The sequence below is a fragment of the Sinorhizobium arboris LMG 14919 genome (assembly GCF_000427465.1).
GTDB classification, from domain to species: domain Bacteria; phylum Pseudomonadota; class Alphaproteobacteria; order Rhizobiales; family Rhizobiaceae; genus Sinorhizobium; species Sinorhizobium arboris.
Genome location: NZ_ATYB01000014.1, coordinates 2,283,562 through 2,306,928 on the forward strand (window position 1 = coordinate 2,283,562; position 23,367 = coordinate 2,306,928).

Consider the following 23,367-nt stretch of genomic DNA (forward strand, 5'->3'; position numbering starts at 1 on the left):
ACAGGCGAACGCAGGAGTTTAACCGCATGCTGATCATCGCGGGACTTGGCAATCCCGGCCCGAAATATGCCGGAAACCGTCACAATATCGGCTTTATGGCCGTCGACGCCATCCAGCAGCGCCAGGGTTTTTCCTCCTGGTCGAAGAAATTCAGATCGGAAATCTCCGAAGGAGAGATCGACGGCGAACGCGTCCTGCTGATGAAGCCGCAGACCTTCATGAACCTGTCCGGCGAAGCCGTCGGCGAAGCCATGCGCTTTTACAAGCTCGCGCCAAAGGACATCGTCGTCATCTATGACGAACTGGACCTTCCCGCCGGCAAGGCCCGGATCAAGACGGGCGGCGGGCACGGCGGGCACAACGGCATCAAGTCGATCGACGCCCATTGCGGCAAGGAATACCGCCGCCTGCGGCTCGGCATCGGCCACCCGGGAGTCAAGGATCTGGTCCACGCGCATGTGCTCGGTGATTTTGCCAAGGCCGACCGGGCCTGGCTTTCGCTCCTTCTCGAGGCCATCGCCGACAATGCGGCAATGCTGGTGAAGGCCGAGGATTCGCAGCTCATGAACAAGATTGCGCTGGCGACCGGAGGCAAGCCCGAGACGGAAAAGCCCGTCACTGCGAAGAAGCAGGCGGCGCAATCCCATATCCATCAGGCTCGTACCGCAGCCCAGCCGAAAAAGCTGCCGGTGACCGGCCCCATGGCCGACATGCTGAAGAAGATGTTTGGACCGAAAGGGGATTAGAGCGGGATGAGGGAAAGTGTGCGCGGTTTTCCGCCCGCATCCCACTCTAACCGCCGTCGTCTCACTCCTCCGGCTCTGCTGTGAACAACAGCGGAAAGCCCGCCTCCTTGCCGAGGTCGGTCGCTTCCTTGGCCTTGGTCTCCGCCACGTCCTTCGCGCAGACCACCACCACCGAAGTGCCCATCTTGTGGGCCGTCATCATCACGCGGTAGCCCGCCTCCTCGCTCATGCGGAAAACGGCCTTGAGCACCATGACCACGAATTCCCTCGGCGTGTAGTCGTCATTGACGAGCAGGACCTTGTAGAGCTTCGGCCGTTCCAGCTTCGGCTTGGTCAGGCGCTTTGCGGCTACGTCATTGTCGCTCATCGGAAAATCCGCCATCGATGACATGAGAACGCGTTCGCGATCACGCGGGCCGCCGGTGGTGAACCGCGCAAGGTTTCCTTATCCCGCTCTCGTCAATATCGTGCTCCGGTCCCATCCATTCAAGTGAAACTCGCCCCCGGCTGTAATCGGAAATGCGCGAAAAGCTTGACCGTCCCTCTCCTTTATCCCATAGCCACGGCCAAACAATCAGGAACGACGGGTTTCAGCCATGGGCTTCAAATGCGGTATCGTCGGGCTGCCGAATGTCGGCAAGTCCACACTCTTTAATGCGCTGACCAAGACGGCGGCGGCGCAGGCGGCAAACTATCCCTTCTGCACGATCGAGCCGAACACCGGCGAAGTCGCCGTGCCAGACCCGCGCATGCGCAAGCTCGCCGACATCGCCAAGTCGAAGGAGATCATTCCCACCCGGATCTCCTTCGTCGACATCGCCGGGCTGGTGCGCGGCGCATCCAAGGGCGAGGGCCTCGGCAACCAGTTCCTCGCCAACATCCGCGAGGTGGATGCCGTCGTGCACGTGTTGCGCTGTTTCGAGGACGACGACATTACCCATGTCGAAGGCCGCATCCATCCCGTCGAAGACGCCGACACGATAGAGACCGAGCTGATGCTCGCCGATCTCGACAGCCTTGAACGGCGTGCCGAACAGACGCGCAAACGCGCGACCGGCAAGGACAAGGAGTCGATGGCGCAGCTTCCCATCATGGAAGCATCTCTGAAGCTGCTGCAGGAGGGCAAACCCGTGCGCACGCTTCTTTCCAAGCTCGACGCCGATGAGCTGCGCATTCTGCAGAGCCTCAACCTGCTCACCTCGCACCCGGTTCTCTACGTCTGCAATGTCGCCGAAAGCGACGCCGCGACCGGCAACGAGCACACCCGCGCCGTCGAGCAGATGGCCAAGGAACAGGGCGCCGAAACGGTCGTCATATCGGCGGCGATCGAGTCCGAAGTCGCGCAGCTGCCGGAAGAGGAAGCGAAGGAGTTCCTTGCGGCGCTTGGCCTCGAGGAAGCCGGCCTCGACCGGCTGATCCGCGCCGGCTACAAGCTCCTCGATCTCATCACCTATTTCACCGTCGGACCGAAGGAGACGCGCGCCTGGACGATCCCGCGCGGAACCAAGGCGCCGCAGGCCGCCGGCGTCATCCACTCGGATTTCGAGCGCGGCTTCATCCGCGCCAACACGATCGCCTATGACGACTATATCGCCTATGGCGGCGAAACCGGTGCGAAGGAAGCCGGCAAGGCTCGCGACGAAGGCAAGGAATACGTCGTCCAGGACGGCGACGTGATCCATTTCCGGTTCAATACGTAAGTATCGAACCTGTCCGAGCCACGATCACCGCACGGCATGCAGCCGCGCGGTGATCGCCGGCGGCAGCAGGCTCATCGCTGCGCGGCGCAGCGGCTGCCAGAAGATGCCTATGACGAGTACCGTCAGACCGACCACCGCGAAGACGACGAAGACATAGGTGTCGAGCGAGGCGCCGCTTTTCTGGAGGATTGTCCAGATGGCTGCACCCAGCGACAAAAGGCCCGACGTCACGAAGGCGCGGCGATCGATCACCAGACCGATCGTCATGAAGATCGCCACGAGGAAGATGATGGCGACTGCCTGACCCAGGTCCACCTCGCCTCTCCACCAAACGACGATGAAACCGAGCGTTGCATAGAGCAAGGCCGGGGCTGCGGCGAGATGCAGCCAGAAGGCTATGTCGGAGCGTAAGGTCTGACGATGCGGATCCGAGATGTCGTAGCGCATGGCAAGCGCAAAAATCGCCAGCCCCGCCACGAAAAGAATCGCTGCGGCCAGAAGAGGATGGGTTTCCAGAATGAAATTGACCCCGAGGGCTTTGCCCAGTGCGAGAAATACGAACGCGACCGCCACGGTTGCGATCGACAGCAGGAACAGGGCGAAGGACAGTGGAACCCGGTAGCGCCAATAGAACAATCCGATAGCAACCGGAAAAGCACAGACATAGGCGAGCACTTCATCGCTCTCATCCATCCAAGCGCGCTGCCCGGCCGCCAGGACGTCGTACGCTGCGAGGCCGACCCAATGAACGAGCGCCAGCGTCAGCGCAACCGCAGGCAGGGCCAGTCTCTGGCGGCGCACGAGTATTTCCGCGAGAAGGATGATCGCGGGCAGCACGAGGATCGCGCCGCCCATGCCCCAGAGGCCCACCAACACGACCGCCACGCCGATCGTGATCAAGATGTCGTGAAATCCCCGCAGGAAACGCGGCTGCTCGCTCTCTTCCACCGCTTGCGCATCGGGCAGTGTCTCGTCATAGCGGCTTGCCGACGTTTTTGCCGTCCCGGCACAGACCCCCTGCGCCGAAAGAAAAGCAGCAAGATCATTGACACGATCGGCGGATATAAGTCCCTTTTCGGCGGCAGCCTTTAGCGCCCTGTTCAATTCGGTCACGGTCGGATCCTCGAGGGAAAACCAGCTACGTACAACTTGCGGTAAGGTGATCGCATGAACAATCGACATACGCAACCTGGAAAATCGGGCCGGCTGGGGCCACGTAATGGCCGGCTGGGGCTCCTGCATGCTTCCTTATGACCGTAGCCGATTGAAGGGCAAAAACATGCAGCAGTTGACGCGTTACAGCCGCCTTTGCGCTTCTGATGAGACGCACGGCGCCGTAAAGGAGAGAATGAGGCATGCTCTATTTCGAGGATTTCACGCAGGGCCGGCGTTTCGACTACAGCCCGGTCCTGATGCAGGCCAACGACATGATCGCCTTTGCCAGCGAGTTCGACCCGCAGCCTATGCATCTGGACGAAGAGATCGGCAAGAGCAGCATTCTCGGCGGCCTCGCCGCTTCCGGCTGGCACACGAGCGCGGTCGGCATGCGGATGATGATAGAGGCGTTTCTCGGCAATTCGTCCTCGCAAGGTTCACCTGGCATCGACTTCATGGAGTGGAAGAAGCCGGTCCTTGCCGGAGATATGCTTTCAGGCTTCAGCCTGGTCCTGGAAGCGCGCCCGTCGAAGACCAAGCCCGCGATCGGCCTCGTCAAGTTTCGCAACGAGATCGAGAACCAGAGCGGCGAGGCCGTAGCAGTCTCGGAGTGCTCCGTCATGTTCAGGCGCCGCAATGGGGAGACGCGTGCATGATGACCTTGGAAGAACTCTATCAGGCCGGGCGCAAGGTCGTCACCGGCAGCCTGACATTCACCGCGGAGGACATCATCCGCTTCGCCCGCGATTTCGACCCGCAGCCCTTCCATGTAGATGAGGAGCAGGCGAGACATACCCTTTTCGGTGGCCTTTGCGCGTCCGGCTGGCATACCAGCGCCGGCTGGATGCAGTGCTTCCTGCGGTTCTGGACGGAGGAGGTCCGCCGCCTTGCGGCCGAAGGACTGCACGCGCCGAAGCTCGGCCCCTCACCCGGATTCAAGGAGCTCAGATGGCTGAAGCCGGTCTATGCCGGCGACACGGTCACCTATGCGGTCACATTGATCGAGGCACGGGTCGTCGCCTCGCGACCCGGCTGGCGGATCAACACGATCCTCTGCGAGGGTGAGAACCAGCATGGCGAGCCGGTCATCCGTTTCGAGAGCAAGGTTATCGAATTCGCATGAAGGCGGCGCTGCAGGCGCTCAATGCCCCTCGAACTCGATGAGAGTGCGCACATTGACGCCGAGCGCTTCGAGCTTCTTGCGTCCGCCCAGTTCAGGAAGATCGATGATGAAGCAGGCAGCGACGATTTCCGCGCCCATCTGCTTCAGGAGCCTGGCGGCGCCCTCGGCGGTGCCGCCAGTGGCGATCAGGTCATCGACGAGGATCACCTTGTCGCCGGGAGCGACCGCGTCCCTGTGCATCTCCATCTCGTCCACGCCGTATTCCAGGCTGTAGGCAATCCGCACCGTGTCGTGCGGCAACTTTCCCTTCTTGCGGATGGGTATGAAGCCGGCCGAAAGCTGGTGCGCAATCGCCCCACCCAGGATAAAGCCGCGTGCCTCGATGCCGGCAATCTTGTCGACCTTGGTGCCCGCATAGGGGTGGACGAGTTCGTCGATCGCCCGGCGAAATGCCCGCGGGTTGCCGAGTAATGTCGTGATGTCACGGAACATGACGCCGGGCTTCGGGTAGTCCGGAATGCTTCGAATGGCGGATATCAATTCCGATTGGACAGCGGTCATGTGTGAATGCGGCCTTTGCTGAATCTTGGATTGCCACAGGCATAGCACCAACAAAGCGCCCGTTTACAGGATTTTCTTCGCCCAGGGTCCGGGGCGGAACAATTTGGCGAGAGCGCAGGTTGATGCTAGGCTTTTCAAGGGGAGGCTTTGCCGATTACAGGAAGGAGGAACACCATGCGCCTTTTCGAATGCGGCTCGCTCGTCCCGGGTTGCGCCTGGCACACCCGCGCCGACAATGATGCGGAAGTCGTGCGCCGGGCCGTCGAGCACATGCGCGAGACTCATGGCGAGACGATCATCCGGGAAAACATGGTCGAAAACATCAAGGCTCGCATCGTCGACGAAACCAAGGCCGCCTGACCGCGACCGGCCCGAACCGGTGTCAGGCGGGCCGCACCATCGACTCAAGCCGGGCGACGAGTGTCGCCCGCTCGACGTTGAAGTTCCGCTCGACCCAGTAGTCTTCGAGTTCCGCCAGCACTTCTCCCACCTTCGGACCGGCCGGGATTCCTGCTTTCAGAACATCGGCCCCGCTTAACGGGAAAACGGGCCGCTGCCATTTCTCCGCCCGCGCGAGAAGCCGATGAAACGACGCGCTGTCGGCAAGGAATGCCGGATCGGTTTCGGCCTTGCGGCGCGCCGACGCAAGCGACAGCTTCAGCCGGACAACGATGCCTTCGCAGCCATGACGATAGAGCTGACGCTCGAGCGCCGCATCCGCCAATGTCGCGGCAATTGCCGGCGCTTTGGCGAACCGCTCGAGATAGGCGCTCTCTGCTTTCGACAGCCGCAGACGCTTGGCCATCGATTCGAGCCGGCCGGTATCGGGCGGGACGATTGACGCGAGCCTCAAGAGCGGGTCCGTCTGCCAGGAGAAACTCTTCTCCGCCGCGATCAGGCCGGGAATTGCGTCGATACCCCATTTCTCGGTCTCCGGCAGGATCTCGCTCAGGACGCCCGCCTGCCGCATCCACAGGAGCGCACGGCCCGGGTCGTCGGCAGAAAGCAGCTTCTTCGTTTCCATCCAGACGCGTTCGGCGGAAAGCGTGGCAAGCTTGGCGCGTGCCTGCGCACAGGCCCTCAGGCCGTCTACATCCGGGCGACCGCTGCCGTAATGCGCGAAGAAGCGAAAGAAACGGAGGATGCGGAGATAATCCTCCGCCACGCGTTCGGCCGCGCTGCCGATGAAACGCACCGCCCGCGCCTCGATGTCTCGGAGACCCCCGACATGGTCGATGACGTCGCCGTCCGCGTCGGCGTAGAGGGCATTGATGGTGAAGTCGCGGCGTTCCGCATCCGCTTTCCAGTCGGTGCCGAAGGCCACTTCCGCGCGACGCCCGTCGGTCGCGACGTCGCGGCGCAGCGTCGTTATCTCATAGGGAACGCCTTCGATGACGAGGGTCACGGTGCCATGGTCCATTCCGGTCGGCACCGTCTTGACGCCGGCGTCCCTAGCCCGCTCGGTCACTTCCTCGGGACGCCACGTGGTTGCCAGGTCGACATCACCGGCCGGCAAACCCATGAGGCTGTTTCGGATCGCGCCTCCGACGACCCGAACCTCGCCGCCATCGGCGTTCAACAATTCGAAGATCCGGCGAAGATGAGGAGCCTGAAACCAGGCCTCGGCGGCAACGGAAGTCATGCGTAGAGCCTTTCATAGAGCATGCGGACGATCCCCGCGGTGATCCCCCAGATGTTCCTTTCGCCATAGGGCATACGGTAGAAATGGCGCTCCGCGCCCTGCCAGTGACTGCTTCCGCGTCCATGATTTCGCGGATTCATCAGGAAGGACAGCGGCACCTCGAACACGCTCTCCACTTCCTCCGGGTTCGGCGCGAGCATAAAGCCGGGCTGGACCACGGCAAGCACCGGCGTGATGCGGAAGCCGGACATGGCCATGTAATGCGGCAGCCGCGCGACCGTCTCGACGAAACGCGGATCGAGGCCGATCTCCTCCTCGGCCTCACGGAGTGCGGCGACTTCGATGGAGAAGTCCTCCGGATCCACGGCGCCCCCCGGAAAGGCGACCTGGCCGGAATGCTTGCGCAAATTCGAGGTCCGCTGGGTGAAGATGACGCTGGCGTCTTCGCCATCGTCGACAACGGGAACGAGGACCGCGGCGTCCTTCAGATGCAGGGATTCGAGGTAGGGCACGATGCCCGGATTCAACAGGAAGTCGCCGTGATCGCGCCAGGCAGTCTCGATCGGCCCCCCTGCCTGCTGCAGCGCACGGCGACGGAATTCGTCGGCGGAGTATGGATGACTGCTCATCGAGACAATGCTTCCAGCTCGGCTGAGGGCATGATCGGGAAGACCGCACCTGCCGATTTGACGCAGAAGATCTCCACCCCATCCACCGCGACGGTCTCGCCGAGTTCGGCGATGTCGTACATCACCGGTCGCGAGACGAGCGCTTCCAGCCGGCCGCGCACATGGAGATAGGGCTTGAGTTCGAGATTGTCGCCATGGATGACGAAGCGCAAAGGGTGTTCCGGGCCTGCCTCGACCACGTCGCCGACATTGGTGCGGAAGGTCAGTACCTGCTCACCGTCCTTCTGCGTCACGCTCATCTCGACGGCAATGAACGGCGCGTCGGCGACACGGATGCCTACCTTTTCCACAGGCGTGACGAGATAGGTCTTTCCGTCGCTGTCCTTGCGAAGCACGGTCGAAAACAGCCTCACGAGCGGCTGGCGCCCGATCGGCGTGCCCATGTAGAACCAGGTACCATCGCCACGGATTTCCATGTCGATGTCGCCGCAGAATGGCGGATTCCAGCGGTCGACCGGCGGTAGTCCCCTCGCCTCGCCGGTCTGCCCGGCAGCGCGCGCGATCAGCGCAGCGAGGCCGGCCGCGTCTCCCGTTTGCTGAATCTTGGCTTCTGCCATCGTTCTGTCCCGTTTGGTCCCGATCTTGCATCTGAAGCATGGCGCCTTCGCCTACTGCATATGTCATTAATCGTAGCCGATTGAGGACAAAAATATGCAGCGGTTAAAAGTGCTACAGCAAATTTTGCGCATCTGATAAGACGCGGCGCTGTGGCCTGGGGTATGCACCACAAGCTCGCTTCGGCGCATATGTCCGCATTCGCGCACCGAACGCAACGCTTCACGAGATAGTGCGTCGGCGGCGGCTTGTCAGCCGTCTGGCGGGGTCTAAATTGAAAAACAGGAACGGGAGAGCCGGAGACGGCGATTCATCCAGAGCGGACGACCGGGAGACTTGCAATGAGTGTAATGAGAGGCGCAACCGAATTGGCCGACGAAAAGGCGATCGTCGCCGCAGCCGAGGCGGCGCTCGGGGAGATCGCGCTCGTCCGCGCCGAGATCGGCAAGGTCATTTTCGGTCAGGAAAGCGTCGTGGAACAGACGCTGCTTGCGGTCCTTTCCGGCGGACACGCGCTGCTTGTCGGCGTGCCGGGGCTTGCCAAGACCAAGCTTGTCGCCACGCTCGGCACCGTTCTCGGGCTAGACAACAGCCGCATCCAGTTCACGCCCGACCTGATGCCCTCCGATATTCTGGGCTCGGAGGTGATGGACCAGGACGTGGCCGGTCATCGCTCCTTCCGCTTCATTCCGGGCCCGATCTTCACGCAGCTCCTGATGGCCGACGAGATCAACCGCGCCTCCCCTCGCACGCAGTCGGCCCTGCTGCAGGCGATGCAGGAGTATCACATCACCGTCGCGGGCGAACGCAAGGACCTGCCCCAGCCCTTTCATGTGCTCGCAACCCAAAACCCGCTCGAGCAGGAAGGCACCTATCCGCTGCCCGAAGCCCAGCTCGACCGGTTCCTGATGCAGGTCGATGTCGGCTATCCCGAGCTTGCCGCCGAAAGACAGATTCTGCTCGAGACGACCGGCCTCGCCGAAGCCGAGGCGCGGCCGGTGATCAATGCAGAACGCCTGCAGCAGGTCCAGGGGCTGATCCGCCAGATGCCCGTCGGCGAGAAGGTGGTCGACGCTATTCTGGCGCTCGTCCGTTCCGCACGTCCCGGCAACGGCAATGCCGCTACCGACAAGAACGTCGCCTGGGGACCCGGTCCGCGCGCCGGACAGGCGCTCATGCTCTGCGCCCGCGCCCGCGCGCTCTACGACGGGCGGCTCGCCCCTTCGATCGACGACGTCCTTGCGCTCGCCGAGCCGGTCCTCCAGCACCGCATGGCGCTGACCTTCGCCGCCCGCGCCGAGGGCATGTCGGTGCGCGACGTCATCGCCGACCTGGTGAAGCGGGCTAAGGGCTGACGCATGGCCTCGATCGGGCACATTGTCGCGCGTACCCCGTCCGGTGAGGTCCTGTCGCGCGCGCAGCAGCGCGCGATGCTCGTACCCGACTGTCTTGTCGAAGCGCGCAGGATCGCCAACACGGTAATCACCGGCTGGCACGGCCGGCGCAAGCGCGGTATCGGCGAGAACTTCTGGCAGTTCCGCCCCTACAGTGACGGGGAGAGCCTCTCGCGTATCGACTGGCGCCGCTCCGCCAAGGACGACCACACCTATGTCCGCGACCGCGAATGGGAAGCTGCCCATACGATCTGGCTCTGGGCCGATCTTTCGCCCTCGATGATGTACAAATCGTCGCTCGGCGCCGTTTCGAAAGAGAGCCGCGCTCTGGTGCTCATGCTGGCGCTTGCCGAAATTCTCGCCCGTTCCGGCGAGCGGATCGGCTGCCCGGGCGTGATGGAACCGGTTTCGGCGCGCAATGCGGCCGAGCGGCTGGCGACGGCAATCATCCATAGTCCGCTCTCGGAGGGCCTGCCCGCTACCGGAATGATCCGGGGCGCCAGCGACCTGGTCCTGATCGGCGACTTTCTCGATCCTGCCGACAGGGTGATGGAGCGACTTGGGCCGCTCGCCCGCCGGGGCCTGCGCGGCCATGTCGTGGAGATCGCCGACCCGGCGGAAGAAGTCTTTCCCTATGCCGGCAGAACCGAATTCACCGACCCCGAAACCGGCGAGAAGCTGACGGCGGGGCGCGCCGAAATCCTGCGCGAGGATTACCAGCGTGCCTATCGCGCCCGCCGCGACAGCCTTGGCACGGGTCTTCGCCATCTCGGCTGGACCTTCATTCCGCACAGGACCGATCGGCCGGCATCGGAAGCTCTCGTCGCGGTGCATATGTATCTGTCAGGCATGCCGGGCCGAGCGACGCATGGGGGGCTCTCATGATCGGCGGCCTCTCCTTCATCTTTGCCAACCCCGCCATGTTGGCGGCACTCGTCACGCTGCCGGTAATCTGGTGGCTGTTGCGCATGACGCCGCCAAGGCCGGCGGCCGAGGTCTTCCCGCCGCTGCGCATTCTTGCCTCCGTGATGAAGCGCGAGGAGACACCCTCGAAAAGCCCCTGGTGGCTGACGCTTCTCAGAATGATGATGGCCGCGGCCGTCATTTTCGCGATTGCCGACCCTGTCTTCAACCCGCGCAGCAATACGCTCGCGACCTCCGGACCGCTGGCGCTGCTGATCGACAACAGTTGGGCAACGGCGCCCGACTGGGAGCGGCGCGTCGAAGCGGCCTCGGCGCTGATCGACGACGCCGAGGCGAAGGACGTTGCGATTTCGATCGTCTTCACCGGAGAGCGGCAGCACGACGCGACGCCGGGTTCGGCGGGCACTGCGCGCAACCGGCTGGCGGCGGCGAGGCCGGAACCGTTGCCGGCGGACCGGGGTACCGCAATCGCGGCCTTGCAGGCGACCTTCAAGGACGCCCCTCCCGGAACGATTGCCTTCATCACCGACGGCATCGAAGGGGCCGACGGCAAGACGATGGAAGCACTGACGGGGATCGGCGCAGCCGGTCTCAAGGTGATCGAAGCGGACGGCAGCGAAGCCGTAGCGCTCACGGCGACGGGCAACGAGTCCGACGGCTTGTCGGTCACGGCGAGCCGGCTGAAGACTGACGACGGCCGGTCTCTGCCCATCGTCGCCTTCGACACCCGCGGCCGTGCAATTGCCAGCGGGGCTATCGACTTCGCGCCCGGCGCAGCGACCGCAAAGGGGATGATCGAGGCCCCGTTCGAACTGCGCAACGACTTCGCCCGGATCGGCATCGAGGGAGCCGCAACAGCCGGCGCCCAGCATCTCCTCGACGACGGCTTCCGCCGCCGCCGCGTGGCTCTGTTGAGCGGCGAGGCACGTGACCTGTCGCAGCCGCTTCTCTCGCCGCTCTACTATATCAACCGGGCGCTCGCCCCCTATGCCGATCTCGTCGAGCCCCGCCAGAGCGATCTTGCCGTTGCGATCCCTGAGCTTCTGGAGCAGCGCCCCTCGGTTCTGATCATGGCCGACATCGGCCGGCTGCCGGAAGAAGCCTATCCCCTGCTTGCGAAATGGATCGAAAACGGCGGCACGCTGATCCGCTTCGCCGGGCCCCGGCTTGCCGCCGCGCCTGCCGACGATCCGCTCGTTCCGGTCACGCTTCGGCAAGGCGAACGGGCGCTGGGCGGCGCGCTCTCCTGGTCGGAACCGCAGCCGCTCGCCGATTACCCCGGCAACAGCCCCTTCGCCGGCATGCCCCGCCCGACCGACATTCTCGTCAAGCGACAGGTTCTGGCGGAGCCGACCGCCGATCTGGCCGAGCGCACATGGGCAAGCCTCGCCGATGGCACACCGCTGGTCACGACTGCGACGCGTGGCACGGGCCGCATCGTGCTCTTTCACGTCAGCGCCGAGGCCACGTGGTCCAACCTGCCGATTTCGGGCCATTTCGTCGAAATGCTCCGCCGCAGCGTCCAGCTTTCGCGTGGCGGCGGCATCGCCAGCGACGGCAAGGCCGTGAAAGCACAGACCCTGCCGCCCTACCGGCTGCTGAACGCCGATGGCGTGCTTGTCACCGAGTCGGGCAATGCCCGGCCCCTCGACATCGTGCCGGGCAAGACACCGGTCGCGACGGCCGACAATCCTCCGGGGCTCTACGGCTCTGAGGACGGCTTCACGGCGCTGAACCTCTTGCCGCGCGACGCCGAGCTCAAGCGGATCGACATGACCACCGCCGGACCCCACACCGCCGAGCAGCTGGCCGGTGCGGAAAGCTGGTCGCTGAAGCCGGCGCTGATGACGCTCGCGCTCCTGCTGCTGCTCGCAGACGCCCTGATCGTTCTCTTCATGGGCGGCGTCTTTTCACGCGCCCGAATGGCGAGGGCCACTTCGGCAATCATCGTAGTCCTCGCCGCAACCTTCGTCCTCGCCCCGCCGCAGGCCTTTGCCGACGACGCGCGCCCGGACGATCAGCGTATTCTCGAGCGGCTCGACACCACGCACCTCGCCTATGTCGTCACGGGCGAGGAGGAGGTGGACCGCCTTTCCGAAGACGGGCTGAGAGGCCTCACCGATTTCCTGACCTATCGCACCACGCTCGAACCCGGCGCCCCCGTCGGCCTCGATATCTCCAAGGACGAATTGAGCCTCTATCCGATCATCTATTGGCCGATTTCCGCCAGCGCGCCCATGCCGAGCCCGCAGGCCGTCAGCCGCATCGATGCCTACATGCGTGCGGGCGGCACGGTCCTGTTCGACACGCGAGATCAGTTTTCTTCGCTCGGCTCTTCATCGAACGGCACCAGCGCGAACACCGAGCGCCTCCAGGCGATCCTCGGCAACCTCGACATACCGCCGCTGGAGCCGGTTCCGACCGACCATGTGCTTACCAAGGCCTTCTATCTGCTGACGAATTTTCCCGGTCGCTATACCGGCAGTCCGCTTTGGATCGAGGCCCAACTCGACAACCGCGAGGAGCCGAGCAACCGGCCGGCGCGGCCGGGCGACGGTGTGACGCCGATCATGATCACCGGCAACGACTTTGCCGGCGCATGGGCGGTGGATTCGAATGGAGTAGCCTTGCTGCCGACCGTGCCGCCGGACGAAATGCAGCGCGAATACGCCTTTCGCTCCGGCGTCAATATCATGATGTATATGCTGACCGGCAACTACAAGGCCGACCAGGTGCACGTGCCCGCCCTGCTCGAGCGGCTCGGACAATGAGGACCGGGCGATGACAGTCGATTTCTCGCCACTTCTTGCCTGGCCCTATCTCGCGGCACTGACGCTTGTCGCAGCCGTTCTGGCGGCACTCGGTATCTGGCGCGGCGTTCGAGGAGCCTGGACCAGGACGGCGGCGCTTGGCGCATTCTGCCTCGCGCTTGCCAATCCCGTTCTTTTCCAGGAAGAGCGCGAACCCCTCTCCACCATTGTCGCCGTCGTTGTCGACCGCAGCCAGAGCCAGGAGAACGGCGCCCGCCGCTCCCAGACGGACCAGGCGCTCGAAGGTCTCAAGGAGCGCCTTTCCCGTTTCCCTCAGATCGAGGCGCGCATTGTCGAGGCCGCCGACGGCGAGGAGACCGAGGCGCCCTCGACCAAGCTCTTCGGCGCCCTGGCAGCGGCGCTTGCAGACGTGCCGCCCGCCCGTGTCGGCGGCGCCGTCTTCATCTCCGACGGCCAGATCCACGACGTGCCGGATGTCAACCAGAAGCTGGGTTTCGATGCGCCCGTCCACGCGCTGATCAGCGGCAAGCCGGACGAGTTCGATCGGCGCATCGAAATCGTCAGCGCCCCCCGCTTCGGCATTGTCGGCGAGCAGCAGAAGATGACCTTCCGGGTGGTTGACGACGGCGCGGCTCCCGGTGGCGGTGCCGAGGTGACGATCCGCCTGAACGGCAACGAGATCGCCACCGAGCAGGCCGAGCCAGGCACGGACGTTCCGTTCAGCTTCACCGTTCCGCGCGGCGGCAACAACATCCTCGAATTCGCCGTCAACCCGGTCGCCGGCGAAGTGACGGAGACGAACAACCGCGCCGTCCACGTGCTCGACGGCATCCGCGAAAATCTTCGCGTGCTGCTTGTTTCCGGAGAGCCGCATGCGGGCGAGCGCGCCTGGCGCAACCTCCTGAAATCCGATGCGGCCGTCGATCTCGTCCACTTCACCATTCTGCGGCCGCCGGAGAAACAGGACGGCACTCCGATCAACGAGCTCTCGCTCATCGCCTTCCCGACGCGGGAGCTTTTCGTCGACAAGATCAGCGAGTTCGACCTCATCATCTTCGATCGCTACCAACACCGCGGCGTACTGCCAATCCTCTATTACGACAATATCGCCCAATATGTGGAGAACGGTGGGGCGCTGCTGATTGCGGCAGGGCCGGAGCATGCCGGCGACGATTCGATTGCCGCCACCCCGCTTGCTGCGGTGCTGCCGGCAACCCCGACCGGTATCATGAACGAGAAGGCGTTTTTCCCCCGGCTTTCGGAAGAGGGAAAGAAGCATCCGGTCACCCGCGGGCTCGAAGGGGCGGCGAACGAGCCGCCGGCCTGGGGCCGCTGGTTCCGTACGGTCGATGTCGACAGGCCGCTCGGCCAGACGGTGATGCAGGCGGCAGACGGAAAGCCGCTGCTGGTCCTCAACCGCGTCGGCAAGGGCCGTGTCGCCATGCTGCTTTCCGATCAGGGCTGGCTGTGGGCGCGCGGCTTCGAAGGGGGTGGACCGCATGTTTCGCTCTATCGCCGCACGGCGCATTGGCTGATGCAGGAACCGGCTCTCGAAGAGGAGGCGCTCACCGCCCGTGCGCTGGGCCGAACGCTCGAGATCACACGCCAGACGATCGAAGGGGATCCCGGCCAGGCGACCGTCACCTATCCCTCCGGTCGGACCCGGGAAGTGACGCTCGCCGAAAGCGAGCCGGGCCTCTATAAGGCCGAGGTCGAGACCGATGAAATCGGGCTCTTCGAGGTGGCCAACGACGAATTGACGACGCTCGTCCATGTCGGCAATGTCGATGCGCCCGAGTTCAAGGCAGCGATTTCCACGGAGGAGAAGATCAGGCCGTGGGCCGAGAAGACGAAGGGCCTCGTCCGCCGTCTGGCGAGCGCAGACGGCCCCGTCGACCTCCCGTCGATCCTTCCGGTTCGCGGCGCTGTTCGCGTCGCCGACGATCAGCGCCTGTCGCTGCGCATGACCGACGAGACCGTGCTGAAGGGCATCGATTCCCTGTCGCTTTTCGCGGGCCTCTTCGGCCTGGCGGCACTGCTCTTCCTGATCTCCGCCACCTGGTACCGCGAGGGCCGGTGAGCGCGCGCACCAGGAGCTCCCACTTTGCAGGGCAGGAACGGCCTGTAATTTCGAGGAATCAGGCAGCCGCCCCGTGCGCCTCGGGCCGCGCGGCGGAACCGGCGCCGGACGTTGCACCGTCGTCCCGCCAGGCGATCACGCCTTCGAGCCGGGCGTGAACGTCCGGCGCGATCGGCACGACGAGGACCCTCGCCGGATCGACGGGACCGGGAAATTCAAGCGCACTGTGACGTACTTTCTCGAAACCGAGCGGCTGGTAATAGGGCGGATCGCCGACGAGGATAACCGCTTCGGAGCCCTTGCGCCGCGCCGCTTCTACTGCAATGCGGACGAGTTCCCGGCCGATGCCCCGGTTCTTGTGCGAGGGTCGGACGGCAAGCGGCCCGAGCAGATGTCCTTTAACCGAGCCGGCGGATATCGGTGTCATCCGCACTGACGCGATCGTTTCCCCGTTATCGGCGCAGATGAACGAAAGCGAACGGTCATGCGGTCCCTGCTCGCGGATCCGCGCGGCAGCGCGGGTGAAGCGACCCGGCCCGAAGGCTTCTTCATTGATGATTTCGATGGCTGCGTCGTGGGATGCGTCTTCGGTCAGATAGACGAAATCGTGCTTTTTCATGTGTCGAGAACCGGCATGCGAACAGACATGGAGGATGGCTCGCCCCGAATGGGCGCTTGCAGCATCAGCGTCGTCGCAGGCTTCCCGACTGGATCATGGTTGTGATCGTTTCCAGATGAAAGAACTTCGTTTCGCCGATAGCAGAAAATCGTCGCCAGTCAAAGAGTAAAACGCACTGTTCGGAATTTCGCATCTATCGGCGGCGCATCTCCGCACTAACTATGGGATCAGCAGACAATCGAAAGGAGTTCGCCCATGGGCAGGCTGGTGAAAGGCGTGTGGCAGGACGTCTGGTACGATACGCGTGCAACGAACGGCCATTTCAAGCGCAGCGAATCGCAGTTCCGCAACTGGATTACCGCCGATGGATCGCCAGGCCCTTCCGGCGATGGCGGCTTCGAAGCGGAAGCGGGCCGCTATCATCTCTATGTATCCCTCGCCTGCCCCTGGGCCCATCGCACGCTGATCTTCCGCAAGCTCAAAAAGCTCGAGGACATTATTTCGCTTTCCATCGTCGACCCGCTGATGCTTTCCAACGGCTGGGAATTCAAGAGCGAGGAACGTGAGGACGATCAAGCTGGGCGCGGGAACGGCGGTACCGTCGATCACCTCTTCGGCTCGCGCATGCTCTGGGAGGTCTATCTGCGCGCCGACCCGGTCTATTCCGGCCGGGTGACGGTTCCGGTTCTCTGGGACAAGCGGAAGAACACGATCGTTTCGAACGAATCAGCCGAAATCATCCGCATGTTCAACTCGGCCTTCGATCGTCTTACGGGTTCGACGGCAGACTTTTGCCCGGAAGAACTGCGCACGGAAATCGACGCGCTCAATGCGCGCATCTACGACGCAGTCAACAACGGCGTCTACAAGGCCGGCTTCGCCACCAGCCAGACGGCCCATGAGGAGAGCGTCACCGCCCTCTTCGCCATGCTGGACGAACTGGAAAACCGCCTCGCCTCGAAGCGCTATCTCACGGGAGACCGCCTGACCGAAGCCGATTGGCGGCTGTTCACCACGCTCGTCCGTTTCGATCCCGTCTATGTCGGCCATTTCAAATGCAACATCCGCCGCATCGCGGACTATCCGAACCTCTACGGCTATCTATGCGAGCTCTACCAGGTGCCGGGCGTCGCCGAGACGGTGAATCTGCATCACATCAAGCAGCACTATTACCGCAGCCATACGACGATCAATCCCACGGGCATCGTGCCGGTGGGGCCGACGCTCGACCTTGAAGCGCCGCACGGGCGGGATCGGCTATAGAGCTGAAGGCTACCAGAACCTGTCCGGCGGCGCGCTTCCCGCGAGTTCCGTGAGCCGACGCCTGGTCGCAGGCGTCGTGTCCGCCGGAAGATCGTCAAGCGGGAAGAAGCCCGCCGCAGCAATTTCGAGATCCGCACGCTTCGGCCGCTCCTGGCGGACGTTATCGCAGCGGAAGAAGACGACGTGATCGCGTTTGCTGGTGCGCCGGTTGTAGTAGATCTCAAAGAGCAGCGGTGCCGTCGTCAGCACGAGGTTCCCCTCCTCCCTGAGCTCGCGGACAAGGCCCTCTACCGCCGTCTCGTTGCGGTCGAGTCCGCCGCCGGGCAGATGCCAGCCCGGCAGATAGGAATGCCTTACGAGAAAGATCCGCCCCTCGTCGTCGAAACAGGCGGCCCGTACACCGAGCGTCATGCCGCGTGTCAGGGCGAAGTAAAGATGGGCAAACCGTGCCAGAAAGCGGAGCCGCCAGGAGGGCATCTGCGGACCGCGGCTCTCGTCCATACGCCTTCTCCTCACATTCGCCGTCTCCGGGAATAGTCCATTACTGATTCCCCTTCCGCGGAATATGCGCTAGACGGGATCGATGTTCAAACTTGCGCATATATCCGACGTCCACCTGGGGCCGCTGCCCGACCTGTCCCTCCGCGAACTCGCCTCGAAGCGGATCACGGGATTCGTCAACTGGCACAGGAACCGGGTGCGCCATCTCTTCCCCGGGACACTCGACTGTCTGATGAAGGACATCGAACTGCGCGACCCGGATCACCTGGCGATTACCGGAGATCTCGTCAATCTCGCCTCGTCCCTTGAGGTCGAAGCGGTCACCGAATGGCTCGCGGAGGCGGGCGACCCTAATGATATCTCGGTCGTTCCGGGCAACCACGACGCCTATGTGCCCGGCGCATACGAGAAGATCACGCATGCGTGGTATCCCTTCATGCGCGGCGATGACGGTCCCAGCGGCTGGGTGAAAAAGCATGCCTGCTTTCCCTATATGCGAGTACGCGGCAGCGTGGCGCTGATCGGCTGCTCGACGGCTGTGGCCACTCCCCCCTTTGCCGCAAGCGGCTACTTCGGGCCGCGCCAGGCACGCGCGACGGTCAACCTGCTTCGCCGGGCCGGCGAGGCCGGATTGTTCCGCATCGTGATGATCCATCACCCGCCGATCCGCGGCGCGACCTCGATGCACAAGCGCATGATCGGCATCCGCCGTTTCGCCGCGACCATCTCCGCCGGCGGAGCCGAGCTCGTTCTGCACGGCCATACGCATCTCAATACGCTGTACTGGCTCAAGGGACAAACGAGGCCCGTGCCGGTCGTCGGCATCGCATCCGCCTCGCAGGGTCCCGGCGGCAGCAAGCCGGTCGCCGCCTACAATCTCTTTTCCGTTGACGGGCAGCCAGGTGACTGGCGGTTGACCCGGGAGCGCTACGCGATCAACCCGGACGCGACCGGCGTGGTGCTCGCCGAAACGACCTATTTCTGAAACACCGGAAGCTGCACGGCCCACGCGGCGGCAGCCTCTCGATCCGGCCGTTTCAAGGACGCGCGGCGCTGTGGGAAAAACGGCTGCAGAACCGCAAAAACCTCGTTCAGCTCCGGCTCTTCCCTTGCAGACTTAGGACCAAATGTTCCATATCATGGGCGATGCGTCCGATAGCGAAGGGACGCGCGATCCGGCATGTCTCACTGGAAGAGCAATGCGCCCAGCGGCAGAAACGAAGGATTTCAGACGGGATTTGGTCAGCCTGCTGCCCAAACTGCGCCGTTTCGCCATGACGCTGGCCCGCAATGCAAACGACGCCGACGACCTTGTCCAGGAGGTTTGCGAGCGAGCTATCGCGCGCAGTCATCTTTGGAACGGCGAGGGCCGGCTGGAGAGCTGGGTCTATGCGATGGCGCGCAACCTCTGGGTGGACGAAATCCGGAAACGCAAGGTGCGCGGCGGCGGCGCGCTCGACATGTTCGAGCAGGACGAATTGAACGCCGAAGCAACGGCCGAAAAGGCCGTCTATGCCAATCAGGTGCAGAAGATGATCCTCTCGATGCCGGAGGGACTGGCCAGCGCCTTCCTCCTTGTCAATGTCGAAGGTCATAGTTACCGGGAAACGGCCGAGATCCTCGGCATTCCGGTCGGCACGGTGATGAGCAGACTGTCGACGGCGCGGATCAGGCTCGCAGCCATGTTGGCCGAGAATACGGAAAGGAGGGCCTGACCGTTGCTGCAAACGAAGGGGCTAGCGCTCGAGGTGCGGTTGTCCGCCTATATCGACGGCGAACTCGCAGAGAGCGAAAAATCCGAACTTGACGCTCTTCTCGCACGCGACGACGAGGCAAGGGCATTGCTCGACAAGCTCAAGGCGGGCAGCGCCTTCGGCAACGGGGCTTTCGAAAATTTCCTCCATGATCCGGTGCCGCTGGCGCTGGTACGGCAGATAAAGCAGGGCCCCGGCATCAATCCGAGGTCGGAGCGGGTAACGACGGCCAGTCTCCCAAGGCGAAGCGCTCGCATCTGGCCGCGCATTCTCGCCGCTTCCACCGCCCTCTTCCTGCTCGGCGGCGCCGCCGGTTTCATTCTCGGCAGCGCCACGGATTTCGCAGAACCGTTGATTCAGACCGATGAACGCCCCTGGATGGACGATATCGTCGGCTCCCACCGCATCTTTTCGCGCCAGAAGGAGCATCTGGTCGAGGTGCCGGCATCGCAGACGGCAGAGATCGAGACATGGCTGGCCGGAAGCGTCGGCGTGAAGTTCACCATCCCCAACCTCGACCGCAAGGGGTTGTCCTTCGAAGGTGCGAGACTCCTCGCCGCCAACGGCAGGCCGGTCGCCCAGCTCGTCTACCGCGACCGCGAGGCAGAGGTTTTCACCATCTGCTTTCTGAAGCAAGTCGATGGACGCCAATCCGACGAATTCAGCGAGACCATCCGCGGCGACCTCGGCTTGATCTCGTGGCAACGGGAAGGCGTCTCATTCGTGATGATCGGCCCGTCTTCCGACCCCGCTCTGCAGGATCTTGCCGAAACGGTGGCGGCGAATATCTGAGGCTTGTGGCCTGGCGCCCGTCGTTCATCGCGCCGCCGACCTTCTCCCAATCCAGGAGCTTTTCATATCACCCCCCGTGAACGGGCGAGCCGAGCCACCCGTGCACCTGTTGCCGCAACGACCAGCTTTTCGCGCAGCGAAACTCGGGCGCCGAATCAAACGCGGGCTTCGGCGTGGCTGCGCGAAAACTTCGCCACCTGTACTCCTGCCGCAATACGACAACAGTTGAACCGGCTTTGCAGGCAGCCCGCCTGATCCCTCTCTCTCTCCCCGCGGGCAGGCCGCACGGAGAGAGAGTCAGGGCAAGAGGCAAACGCCTCACTTCCGCATCGCGTCCAGCACACGGTTGGCAGCCGAGACGATCGCCTCCAGCGAAGCGGCAACGATATTGGTGTTGATGCCGGCACCGAAGAGCTTCCCGCCCGGATATTCGACTTCCACATAGGCGATCGCAGCGGCGTTCGAGCCGTGCTGCAGCGAATGCTCCGAATAATCCGCCACCGAGAGTTCGATGCCGAGATAAATCGACAGCGCATTGATGAAACCGTCGATCGGACCCGTGCCCTTGCCCTCGATCTGCCTCGACTCGCCACCGTCCGTAATCTCGGCGGCAACGACACGCAAACCCTTGTGCTGGCCTGCCGGGTAGGTGTGATGGTCGACGAACTTGATGCGTGCGCCCGGCTGCTCGACATAGCTTTCGATGAAACGCTGATGAATGCGCTTCGAGGGCAGTTCCTTGCCCTCCTCGTCCGTGATGCGCTGAACTTCCTCACGGAACTCGATCTGCAGATTGCGCGGCAGATTGATACCGTAATCCTCCTGCAGAATATAGGCGATGCCGCCCTTGCCCGACTGCGAATTGATGCGGATGATCGCCTCGTAGCTGCGGCCGACGTCCCGCGGATCGATCGGCAGGTAGGGTACCTCCCAGATCGGCTTGTTCGCCTGTTTGATCGCCTTCATGCCCTTGTTGATGGCGTCCTGATGCGAGCCGGAGAAGGCCGTGTAGACCAGTTCGCCGACATAGGGGTGGCGTTCCGGAATGACCATCTGGTTGGAATATTCGTAGACTTCCTTGATCCGCTCGATGTCCGAGCAGTCGAGCTTCGGATCGACACCCTGCGTGAACATGTTGAGCGCCAGCGTCACCACGTCGACATTGCCGGTGCGCTCGCCATTGCCGAAGAGCGTCCCTTCGACACGGTCGGCGCCCGCCATCAGGCCCAATTCGGTAGCGGCAATGCCGGTACCGCGATCATTATGCGGATGCAGCGAGACGATCAGGTTCTCGCGATTGTCGAGATTGCGGCACATCCACTCGATCTGGTCGGCATAGACGTTCGGCGTCGCCATCTCGACGGTCGAGGGCAGATTGACGATGAGCTTGTTGTCCGCCGTCGGCCGGACGATCTCGATGACGGCGTTGCAGATCTCCAATGCAACTTCGAGTTCGGTGCCCGTGAAGCTCTCCGGCGAATATTCGAAACGATAGCCGCCGCCGGCCTTCGCAGCCATGTCGGTGATCATCTTTGCGGCGTCGGTCGCGATCCGCTTGATGCCGGCGACGTCCTTGGCGAAGACGACGCGGCGCTGCAGTTCGCTCGTCGAATTATAGAAGTGCACGATCGGGCGATGCGCACCCTCCAGCGCCTCGAAGGTGCGCGAGATCAGTTCCGGCCGGCACTGTACCAGCACCTGCAGGGACACGTCCTCGGAGACGTTGCCTTCCTCGACGCACCAGCGAGCGAAATCGAAATCCGTCTGCGACGCGGAGGGGAAGCCGATTTCGATCTCCTTGAAGCCCATGTCCAGCAGGAGGTGGAACATGCGCGCCTTCCGGTCGTGACCCATCGGGTCGACGAGCGCCTGGTTGCCGTCGCGCAGATCCACGGAACACCAGATAGGCGCCTCGGTGATCGCCTTTGACGGCCACGTGCGGTCCGGCAGCGCGATCTGCGGATAGGGCTGATATTTCACAGCCGCTTCGGGCATGCCGGTCTTGATGGGATGCGATTTCAAAATCATGTGCAGCTTCTCTTCGTCACTGGAGCGTAGCCTGCCGCATGCAATAACCGATCATTCGGGACATTGCGATGGCGATGCCGCGGGGGCCGCGCGATTTGGTTCAGCTTTTCTGGATTTTCGAGGAGCAGGCGCCGGCAAGGCTTTTCGGCCGCCGGGCGCTCCTCAGCGAACCCGGCAACCGCGGATAAGGCCGAGAAGAAGAAGCGAGGCGAAGGCGCGCGAAGGAGCACGATGGGCATCGTGTCCGGAAAAGATCGCTGCGATCTTATGTGCGTTCGCCTGAGTCATGGAAAAAGCCTATACACGGCTTGGTAAAGCTGAGCAAGAGTGCCCCTCTCCTCGGGCTTAACCCGGGGACTAGCCCTCTCCCCGCGCGGGGGAGAAGGCGCCGGCAGGCGGATGAGGGGCGGACACTTGCCGCCTGCTCTAAATCTCCGCAATGGAGGTGATGATCCGCGAGACGAGCCCGTAGGCTTTCGCCTCTTCCGCACCGAGCCAGTAGTCGCGATCCGTGTCCTTGGCGATCTTCTCGACAGGCTGTCCGGTCGCTTCGGAGAAGATACGGTTCAGACGCTCGTTCATCTTGATGATTTCGCGTGCCTGGATCTCGATATCGGAAGCCATGCCGCGTGTGCCGCCCGAGGGTTGGTGCAGCAGGAAGCGGGTGTTCGGCAGGCACAGGCGCTGCTCCTTGGGCGCGGCGACATAGATGAGTGCGCCGGCGGACGCAACCCAGCCGGTGCCGATCGTCCAGACCTTCGGCTTCACGAACTTGATCATGTCGTGGATGCTGTCGCCGGATTCGACATGGCCACCGGGCGAGTTGACGAAGAGGCGGATATCGTCGTCGCTGGCCGCGGCAAGCGCCACGAGCTGCGAGCAGACCTTCTGCGCCAGTTCCTGGGTAATCGTTCCGTAAATGAAAATCGAACGCGACTTGAAAAGGTTCGCCTCCGTCTCCTTGCCCAAGGGCAATTCGGTCTTCTTTTCTTCCTGGTCGTCGTCGTTCCGCATTCTTCGGACTCCTCATGAAATGTCTTCCAACCAGATAATGCGACTCGACGGCGAAA

At 63.3% G+C, this 23,367-nt stretch carries 23 protein-coding genes; 13 read left to right on the forward strand and 10 right to left on the reverse strand.

Going from position 1 to position 23,367, the window contains the following annotated elements:
- Positions 1-26 precede the first annotated feature (26 nt).
- Positions 27-746 (forward strand): aminoacyl-tRNA hydrolase, encoded by a 720-nt coding sequence (gene pth / locus SINAR_RS0122380; protein WP_028001144.1) that lies wholly within the window; start codon positions 27-29, stop codon positions 744-746.
- A gap of 61 nt (positions 747-807) precedes the next feature.
- Here pth and clpS read toward each other — a convergent pair whose 3' ends face one another.
- A complete protein-coding gene (clpS, locus tag SINAR_RS0122385; protein ID WP_028001145.1) occupies positions 808-1,113 on the reverse strand; it encodes an ATP-dependent Clp protease adapter ClpS in 306 nt (101 codons plus the stop codon).
- A gap of 229 nt (positions 1,114-1,342) precedes the next feature.
- On the opposite strand from clpS, the gene ychF reads away from it, so the two are divergent.
- Positions 1,343-2,446 (forward strand): redox-regulated ATPase YchF, encoded by a 1,104-nt coding sequence (gene ychF / locus SINAR_RS0122390; RefSeq protein ID WP_028001146.1) that lies wholly within the window; start codon positions 1,343-1,345, stop codon positions 2,444-2,446.
- Between the two features lie 24 nt (positions 2,447-2,470).
- Here ychF and SINAR_RS0122395 read toward each other — a convergent pair whose 3' ends face one another.
- Entirely contained in the window at positions 2,471-3,559 is a 1,089-nt protein-coding gene (locus tag SINAR_RS0122395; RefSeq protein WP_028001147.1) for a hypothetical protein, read from the reverse strand.
- A gap of 242 nt (positions 3,560-3,801) precedes the next feature.
- Here SINAR_RS0122395 and SINAR_RS0122400 point away from each other — a divergent pair, with 242 nt between their 5' ends.
- Both SINAR_RS0122400 and SINAR_RS0122405 read left to right on the forward strand, forming a co-directional pair.
- Positions 3,802-4,257, forward strand: a complete 456-nt coding sequence (locus SINAR_RS0122400) for a MaoC family dehydratase (protein WP_028001148.1) — start codon at positions 3,802-3,804, stop codon at positions 4,255-4,257.
- On the forward strand, positions 4,254-4,724 hold the full coding sequence (locus tag SINAR_RS0122405) for a MaoC family dehydratase (protein WP_028001149.1): 471 nt from the start codon (positions 4,254-4,256) through the stop codon (positions 4,722-4,724). The genes SINAR_RS0122400 and SINAR_RS0122405 overlap by 4 nt, the downstream gene beginning before the upstream one ends.
- 18 nt (positions 4,725-4,742) lie before the next feature.
- Here the strand turns inward: SINAR_RS0122405 and SINAR_RS0122410 are convergent, their stop codons facing one another.
- Positions 4,743-5,285 carry an adenine phosphoribosyltransferase gene (locus SINAR_RS0122410; RefSeq protein ID WP_028001150.1) on the reverse strand — a complete coding sequence of 181 codons (543 nt, stop codon included), beginning with the start codon at positions 5,283-5,285 and terminating at the stop codon, positions 4,743-4,745.
- Positions 5,286-5,459: 174 nt separating this feature from the next.
- Between SINAR_RS0122410 and SINAR_RS0122415 the strand changes: the two genes are divergently transcribed.
- Positions 5,460-5,645: a DUF1059 domain-containing protein gene (locus SINAR_RS0122415; protein WP_028001151.1), complete on the forward strand. Its 186-nt coding sequence runs from the start codon at positions 5,460-5,462 to the stop codon at positions 5,643-5,645.
- Between the two features lie 22 nt (positions 5,646-5,667).
- Here the strand turns inward: SINAR_RS0122415 and SINAR_RS0122420 are convergent, their stop codons facing one another.
- The 3 genes from SINAR_RS0122420 to SINAR_RS0122430 are packed head-to-tail and all read right to left on the reverse strand — an operon-like array spanning position 5,668 to position 8,173.
- The gene (locus SINAR_RS0122420) at positions 5,668-6,927 is read right to left on the reverse strand and encodes a CCA tRNA nucleotidyltransferase (RefSeq protein ID WP_028001152.1); all 1,260 of its coding nucleotides are present in this window, start codon (positions 6,925-6,927) and stop codon (positions 5,668-5,670) included.
- Positions 6,924-7,556 carry a CoA pyrophosphatase gene (locus tag SINAR_RS0122425; RefSeq protein WP_028001153.1) on the reverse strand — a complete coding sequence of 211 codons (633 nt, stop codon included), beginning with the start codon at positions 7,554-7,556 and terminating at the stop codon, positions 6,924-6,926. Before SINAR_RS0122425 ends, SINAR_RS0122420 begins: the two co-directional genes overlap by 4 nt.
- On the reverse strand, positions 7,553-8,173 hold the full coding sequence (locus tag SINAR_RS0122430) for a DUF1285 domain-containing protein (RefSeq protein ID WP_028001154.1): 621 nt from the start codon (positions 8,171-8,173) through the stop codon (positions 7,553-7,555). Before SINAR_RS0122430 ends, SINAR_RS0122425 begins: the two co-directional genes overlap by 4 nt.
- 339 nt (positions 8,174-8,512) lie before the next feature.
- Between SINAR_RS0122430 and SINAR_RS0122435 the strand changes: the two genes are divergently transcribed.
- The 4 genes from SINAR_RS0122435 to SINAR_RS0122450 are packed head-to-tail and all read left to right on the forward strand — an operon-like array spanning position 8,513 to position 15,340.
- Entirely contained in the window at positions 8,513-9,526 is a 1,014-nt protein-coding gene (locus tag SINAR_RS0122435; RefSeq protein WP_028001155.1) for an AAA family ATPase, read from the forward strand.
- A 3-nt stretch (positions 9,527-9,529) separates the two neighbouring features.
- Positions 9,530-10,450 carry a DUF58 domain-containing protein gene (locus tag SINAR_RS0122440; RefSeq protein ID WP_028001156.1) on the forward strand — a complete coding sequence of 307 codons (921 nt, stop codon included), beginning with the start codon at positions 9,530-9,532 and terminating at the stop codon, positions 10,448-10,450.
- The gene (locus SINAR_RS0122445) at positions 10,447-13,260 is read left to right on the forward strand and encodes a DUF4159 domain-containing protein (protein ID WP_028001157.1); all 2,814 of its coding nucleotides are present in this window, start codon (positions 10,447-10,449) and stop codon (positions 13,258-13,260) included. Before SINAR_RS0122440 ends, SINAR_RS0122445 begins: the two co-directional genes overlap by 4 nt.
- A 10-nt stretch (positions 13,261-13,270) precedes the next feature.
- Positions 13,271-15,340 (forward strand): membrane protein, encoded by a 2,070-nt coding sequence (locus SINAR_RS0122450; protein ID WP_028001158.1) that lies wholly within the window; start codon positions 13,271-13,273, stop codon positions 15,338-15,340.
- A gap of 58 nt (positions 15,341-15,398) precedes the next feature.
- On the opposite strand, the gene SINAR_RS0122455 is transcribed toward SINAR_RS0122450, so the two are convergent.
- Complete coding sequence (locus SINAR_RS0122455) at positions 15,399-15,959, reverse strand: GNAT family N-acetyltransferase (protein WP_028001159.1); 561 nt, start codon at positions 15,957-15,959, stop codon at positions 15,399-15,401.
- A 255-nt stretch (positions 15,960-16,214) separates the two neighbouring features.
- On the opposite strand from SINAR_RS0122455, the gene SINAR_RS0122460 reads away from it, so the two are divergent.
- Positions 16,215-17,222 carry a glutathione S-transferase family protein gene (locus tag SINAR_RS0122460; RefSeq protein ID WP_028001160.1) on the forward strand — a complete coding sequence of 336 codons (1,008 nt, stop codon included), beginning with the start codon at positions 16,215-16,217 and terminating at the stop codon, positions 17,220-17,222.
- 9 nt (positions 17,223-17,231) lie between these two features.
- Here the strand turns inward: SINAR_RS0122460 and SINAR_RS0122465 are convergent, their stop codons facing one another.
- On the reverse strand, positions 17,232-17,723 hold the full coding sequence (locus SINAR_RS0122465) for an NUDIX domain-containing protein (protein ID WP_028001161.1): 492 nt from the start codon (positions 17,721-17,723) through the stop codon (positions 17,232-17,234).
- A gap of 82 nt (positions 17,724-17,805) precedes the next feature.
- On the opposite strand from SINAR_RS0122465, the gene SINAR_RS0122470 reads away from it, so the two are divergent.
- The 3 genes from SINAR_RS0122470 (at position 17,806) to SINAR_RS0122480 (ending at position 20,269) form a co-directional block, all read left to right on the forward strand.
- Positions 17,806-18,708, forward strand: coding sequence for a metallophosphoesterase family protein (locus tag SINAR_RS0122470; RefSeq protein WP_028001162.1), 903 nt, complete (start codon positions 17,806-17,808; stop codon positions 18,706-18,708).
- A gap of 214 nt (positions 18,709-18,922) precedes the next feature.
- Complete coding sequence (locus tag SINAR_RS0122475; RefSeq protein WP_028001163.1) at positions 18,923-19,438, forward strand: RNA polymerase sigma factor; 516 nt, start codon at positions 18,923-18,925, stop codon at positions 19,436-19,438.
- A 3-nt stretch (positions 19,439-19,441) separates the two neighbouring features.
- Positions 19,442-20,269, forward strand: a complete 828-nt coding sequence (locus tag SINAR_RS0122480) for an anti-sigma factor family protein (protein WP_028001164.1) — start codon at positions 19,442-19,444, stop codon at positions 20,267-20,269.
- A 318-nt stretch (positions 20,270-20,587) separates the two neighbouring features.
- Here the strand turns inward: SINAR_RS0122480 and leuA are convergent, their stop codons facing one another.
- Together leuA and SINAR_RS0122495 are read right to left on the reverse strand one after the other, a co-directional pair.
- Positions 20,588-22,297 (reverse strand): 2-isopropylmalate synthase, encoded by a 1,710-nt coding sequence (gene leuA, locus SINAR_RS0122485; RefSeq protein WP_028001165.1) that lies wholly within the window; start codon positions 22,295-22,297, stop codon positions 20,588-20,590.
- A 426-nt stretch (positions 22,298-22,723) separates the two neighbouring features.
- On the reverse strand, positions 22,724-23,311 hold the full coding sequence (locus tag SINAR_RS0122495) for an ATP-dependent Clp protease proteolytic subunit (protein ID WP_028001166.1): 588 nt from the start codon (positions 23,309-23,311) through the stop codon (positions 22,724-22,726).
- Positions 23,312-23,367: the final 56 nt, after the last annotated feature.

What these genes read in the sequence shown, in the direction of transcription:
- pth (WP_028001144.1), top strand. Translation starts at nt 27, where the DNA reads ATGCTGATCATCGCGGGACTTGGCAATCCCGGCCCGAAATATGCCGGA.
- clpS (WP_028001145.1), bottom strand. Translation starts at nt 1,113, where the DNA reads ATGAGCGACAATGACGTAGCCGCAAAGCGCCTGACCAAGCCGAAGCTG.
- ychF (WP_028001146.1), top strand. Translation starts at nt 1,343, where the DNA reads ATGGGCTTCAAATGCGGTATCGTCGGGCTGCCGAATGTCGGCAAGTCC.
- SINAR_RS0122400 (WP_028001148.1), top strand. Translation starts at nt 3,802, where the DNA reads ATGCTCTATTTCGAGGATTTCACGCAGGGCCGGCGTTTCGACTACAGC.
- SINAR_RS0122405 (WP_028001149.1), top strand. Translation starts at nt 4,254, where the DNA reads ATGATGACCTTGGAAGAACTCTATCAGGCCGGGCGCAAGGTCGTCACC.
- SINAR_RS0122410 (WP_028001150.1), bottom strand. Translation starts at nt 5,285, where the DNA reads ATGACCGCTGTCCAATCGGAATTGATATCCGCCATTCGAAGCATTCCG.
- SINAR_RS0122415 (WP_028001151.1), top strand. Translation starts at nt 5,460, where the DNA reads ATGCGCCTTTTCGAATGCGGCTCGCTCGTCCCGGGTTGCGCCTGGCAC.
- SINAR_RS0122420 (WP_028001152.1), bottom strand. Translation starts at nt 6,927, where the DNA reads ATGACTTCCGTTGCCGCCGAGGCCTGGTTTCAGGCTCCTCATCTTCGC.
- SINAR_RS0122425 (WP_028001153.1), bottom strand. Translation starts at nt 7,556, where the DNA reads ATGAGCAGTCATCCATACTCCGCCGACGAATTCCGTCGCCGTGCGCTG.
- SINAR_RS0122430 (WP_028001154.1), bottom strand. Translation starts at nt 8,173, where the DNA reads ATGGCAGAAGCCAAGATTCAGCAAACGGGAGACGCGGCCGGCCTCGCT.
- SINAR_RS0122435 (WP_028001155.1), top strand. Translation starts at nt 8,513, where the DNA reads ATGAGTGTAATGAGAGGCGCAACCGAATTGGCCGACGAAAAGGCGATC.
- SINAR_RS0122440 (WP_028001156.1), top strand. Translation starts at nt 9,530, where the DNA reads ATGGCCTCGATCGGGCACATTGTCGCGCGTACCCCGTCCGGTGAGGTC.
- SINAR_RS0122445 (WP_028001157.1), top strand. Translation starts at nt 10,447, where the DNA reads ATGATCGGCGGCCTCTCCTTCATCTTTGCCAACCCCGCCATGTTGGCG.
- SINAR_RS0122450 (WP_028001158.1), top strand. Translation starts at nt 13,271, where the DNA reads ATGACAGTCGATTTCTCGCCACTTCTTGCCTGGCCCTATCTCGCGGCA.
- SINAR_RS0122455 (WP_028001159.1), bottom strand. Translation starts at nt 15,959, where the DNA reads ATGAAAAAGCACGATTTCGTCTATCTGACCGAAGACGCATCCCACGAC.
- SINAR_RS0122460 (WP_028001160.1), top strand. Translation starts at nt 16,215, where the DNA reads ATGGGCAGGCTGGTGAAAGGCGTGTGGCAGGACGTCTGGTACGATACG.
- SINAR_RS0122465 (WP_028001161.1), bottom strand. Translation starts at nt 17,723, where the DNA reads ATGGACGAGAGCCGCGGTCCGCAGATGCCCTCCTGGCGGCTCCGCTTT.
- SINAR_RS0122470 (WP_028001162.1), top strand. Translation starts at nt 17,806, where the DNA reads ATGTTCAAACTTGCGCATATATCCGACGTCCACCTGGGGCCGCTGCCC.
- SINAR_RS0122475 (WP_028001163.1), top strand. Translation starts at nt 18,923, where the DNA reads ATGCGCCCAGCGGCAGAAACGAAGGATTTCAGACGGGATTTGGTCAGC.
- leuA (WP_028001165.1), bottom strand. Translation starts at nt 22,297, where the DNA reads ATGATTTTGAAATCGCATCCCATCAAGACCGGCATGCCCGAAGCGGCT.
- SINAR_RS0122495 (WP_028001166.1), bottom strand. Translation starts at nt 23,311, where the DNA reads ATGCGGAACGACGACGACCAGGAAGAAAAGAAGACCGAATTGCCCTTG.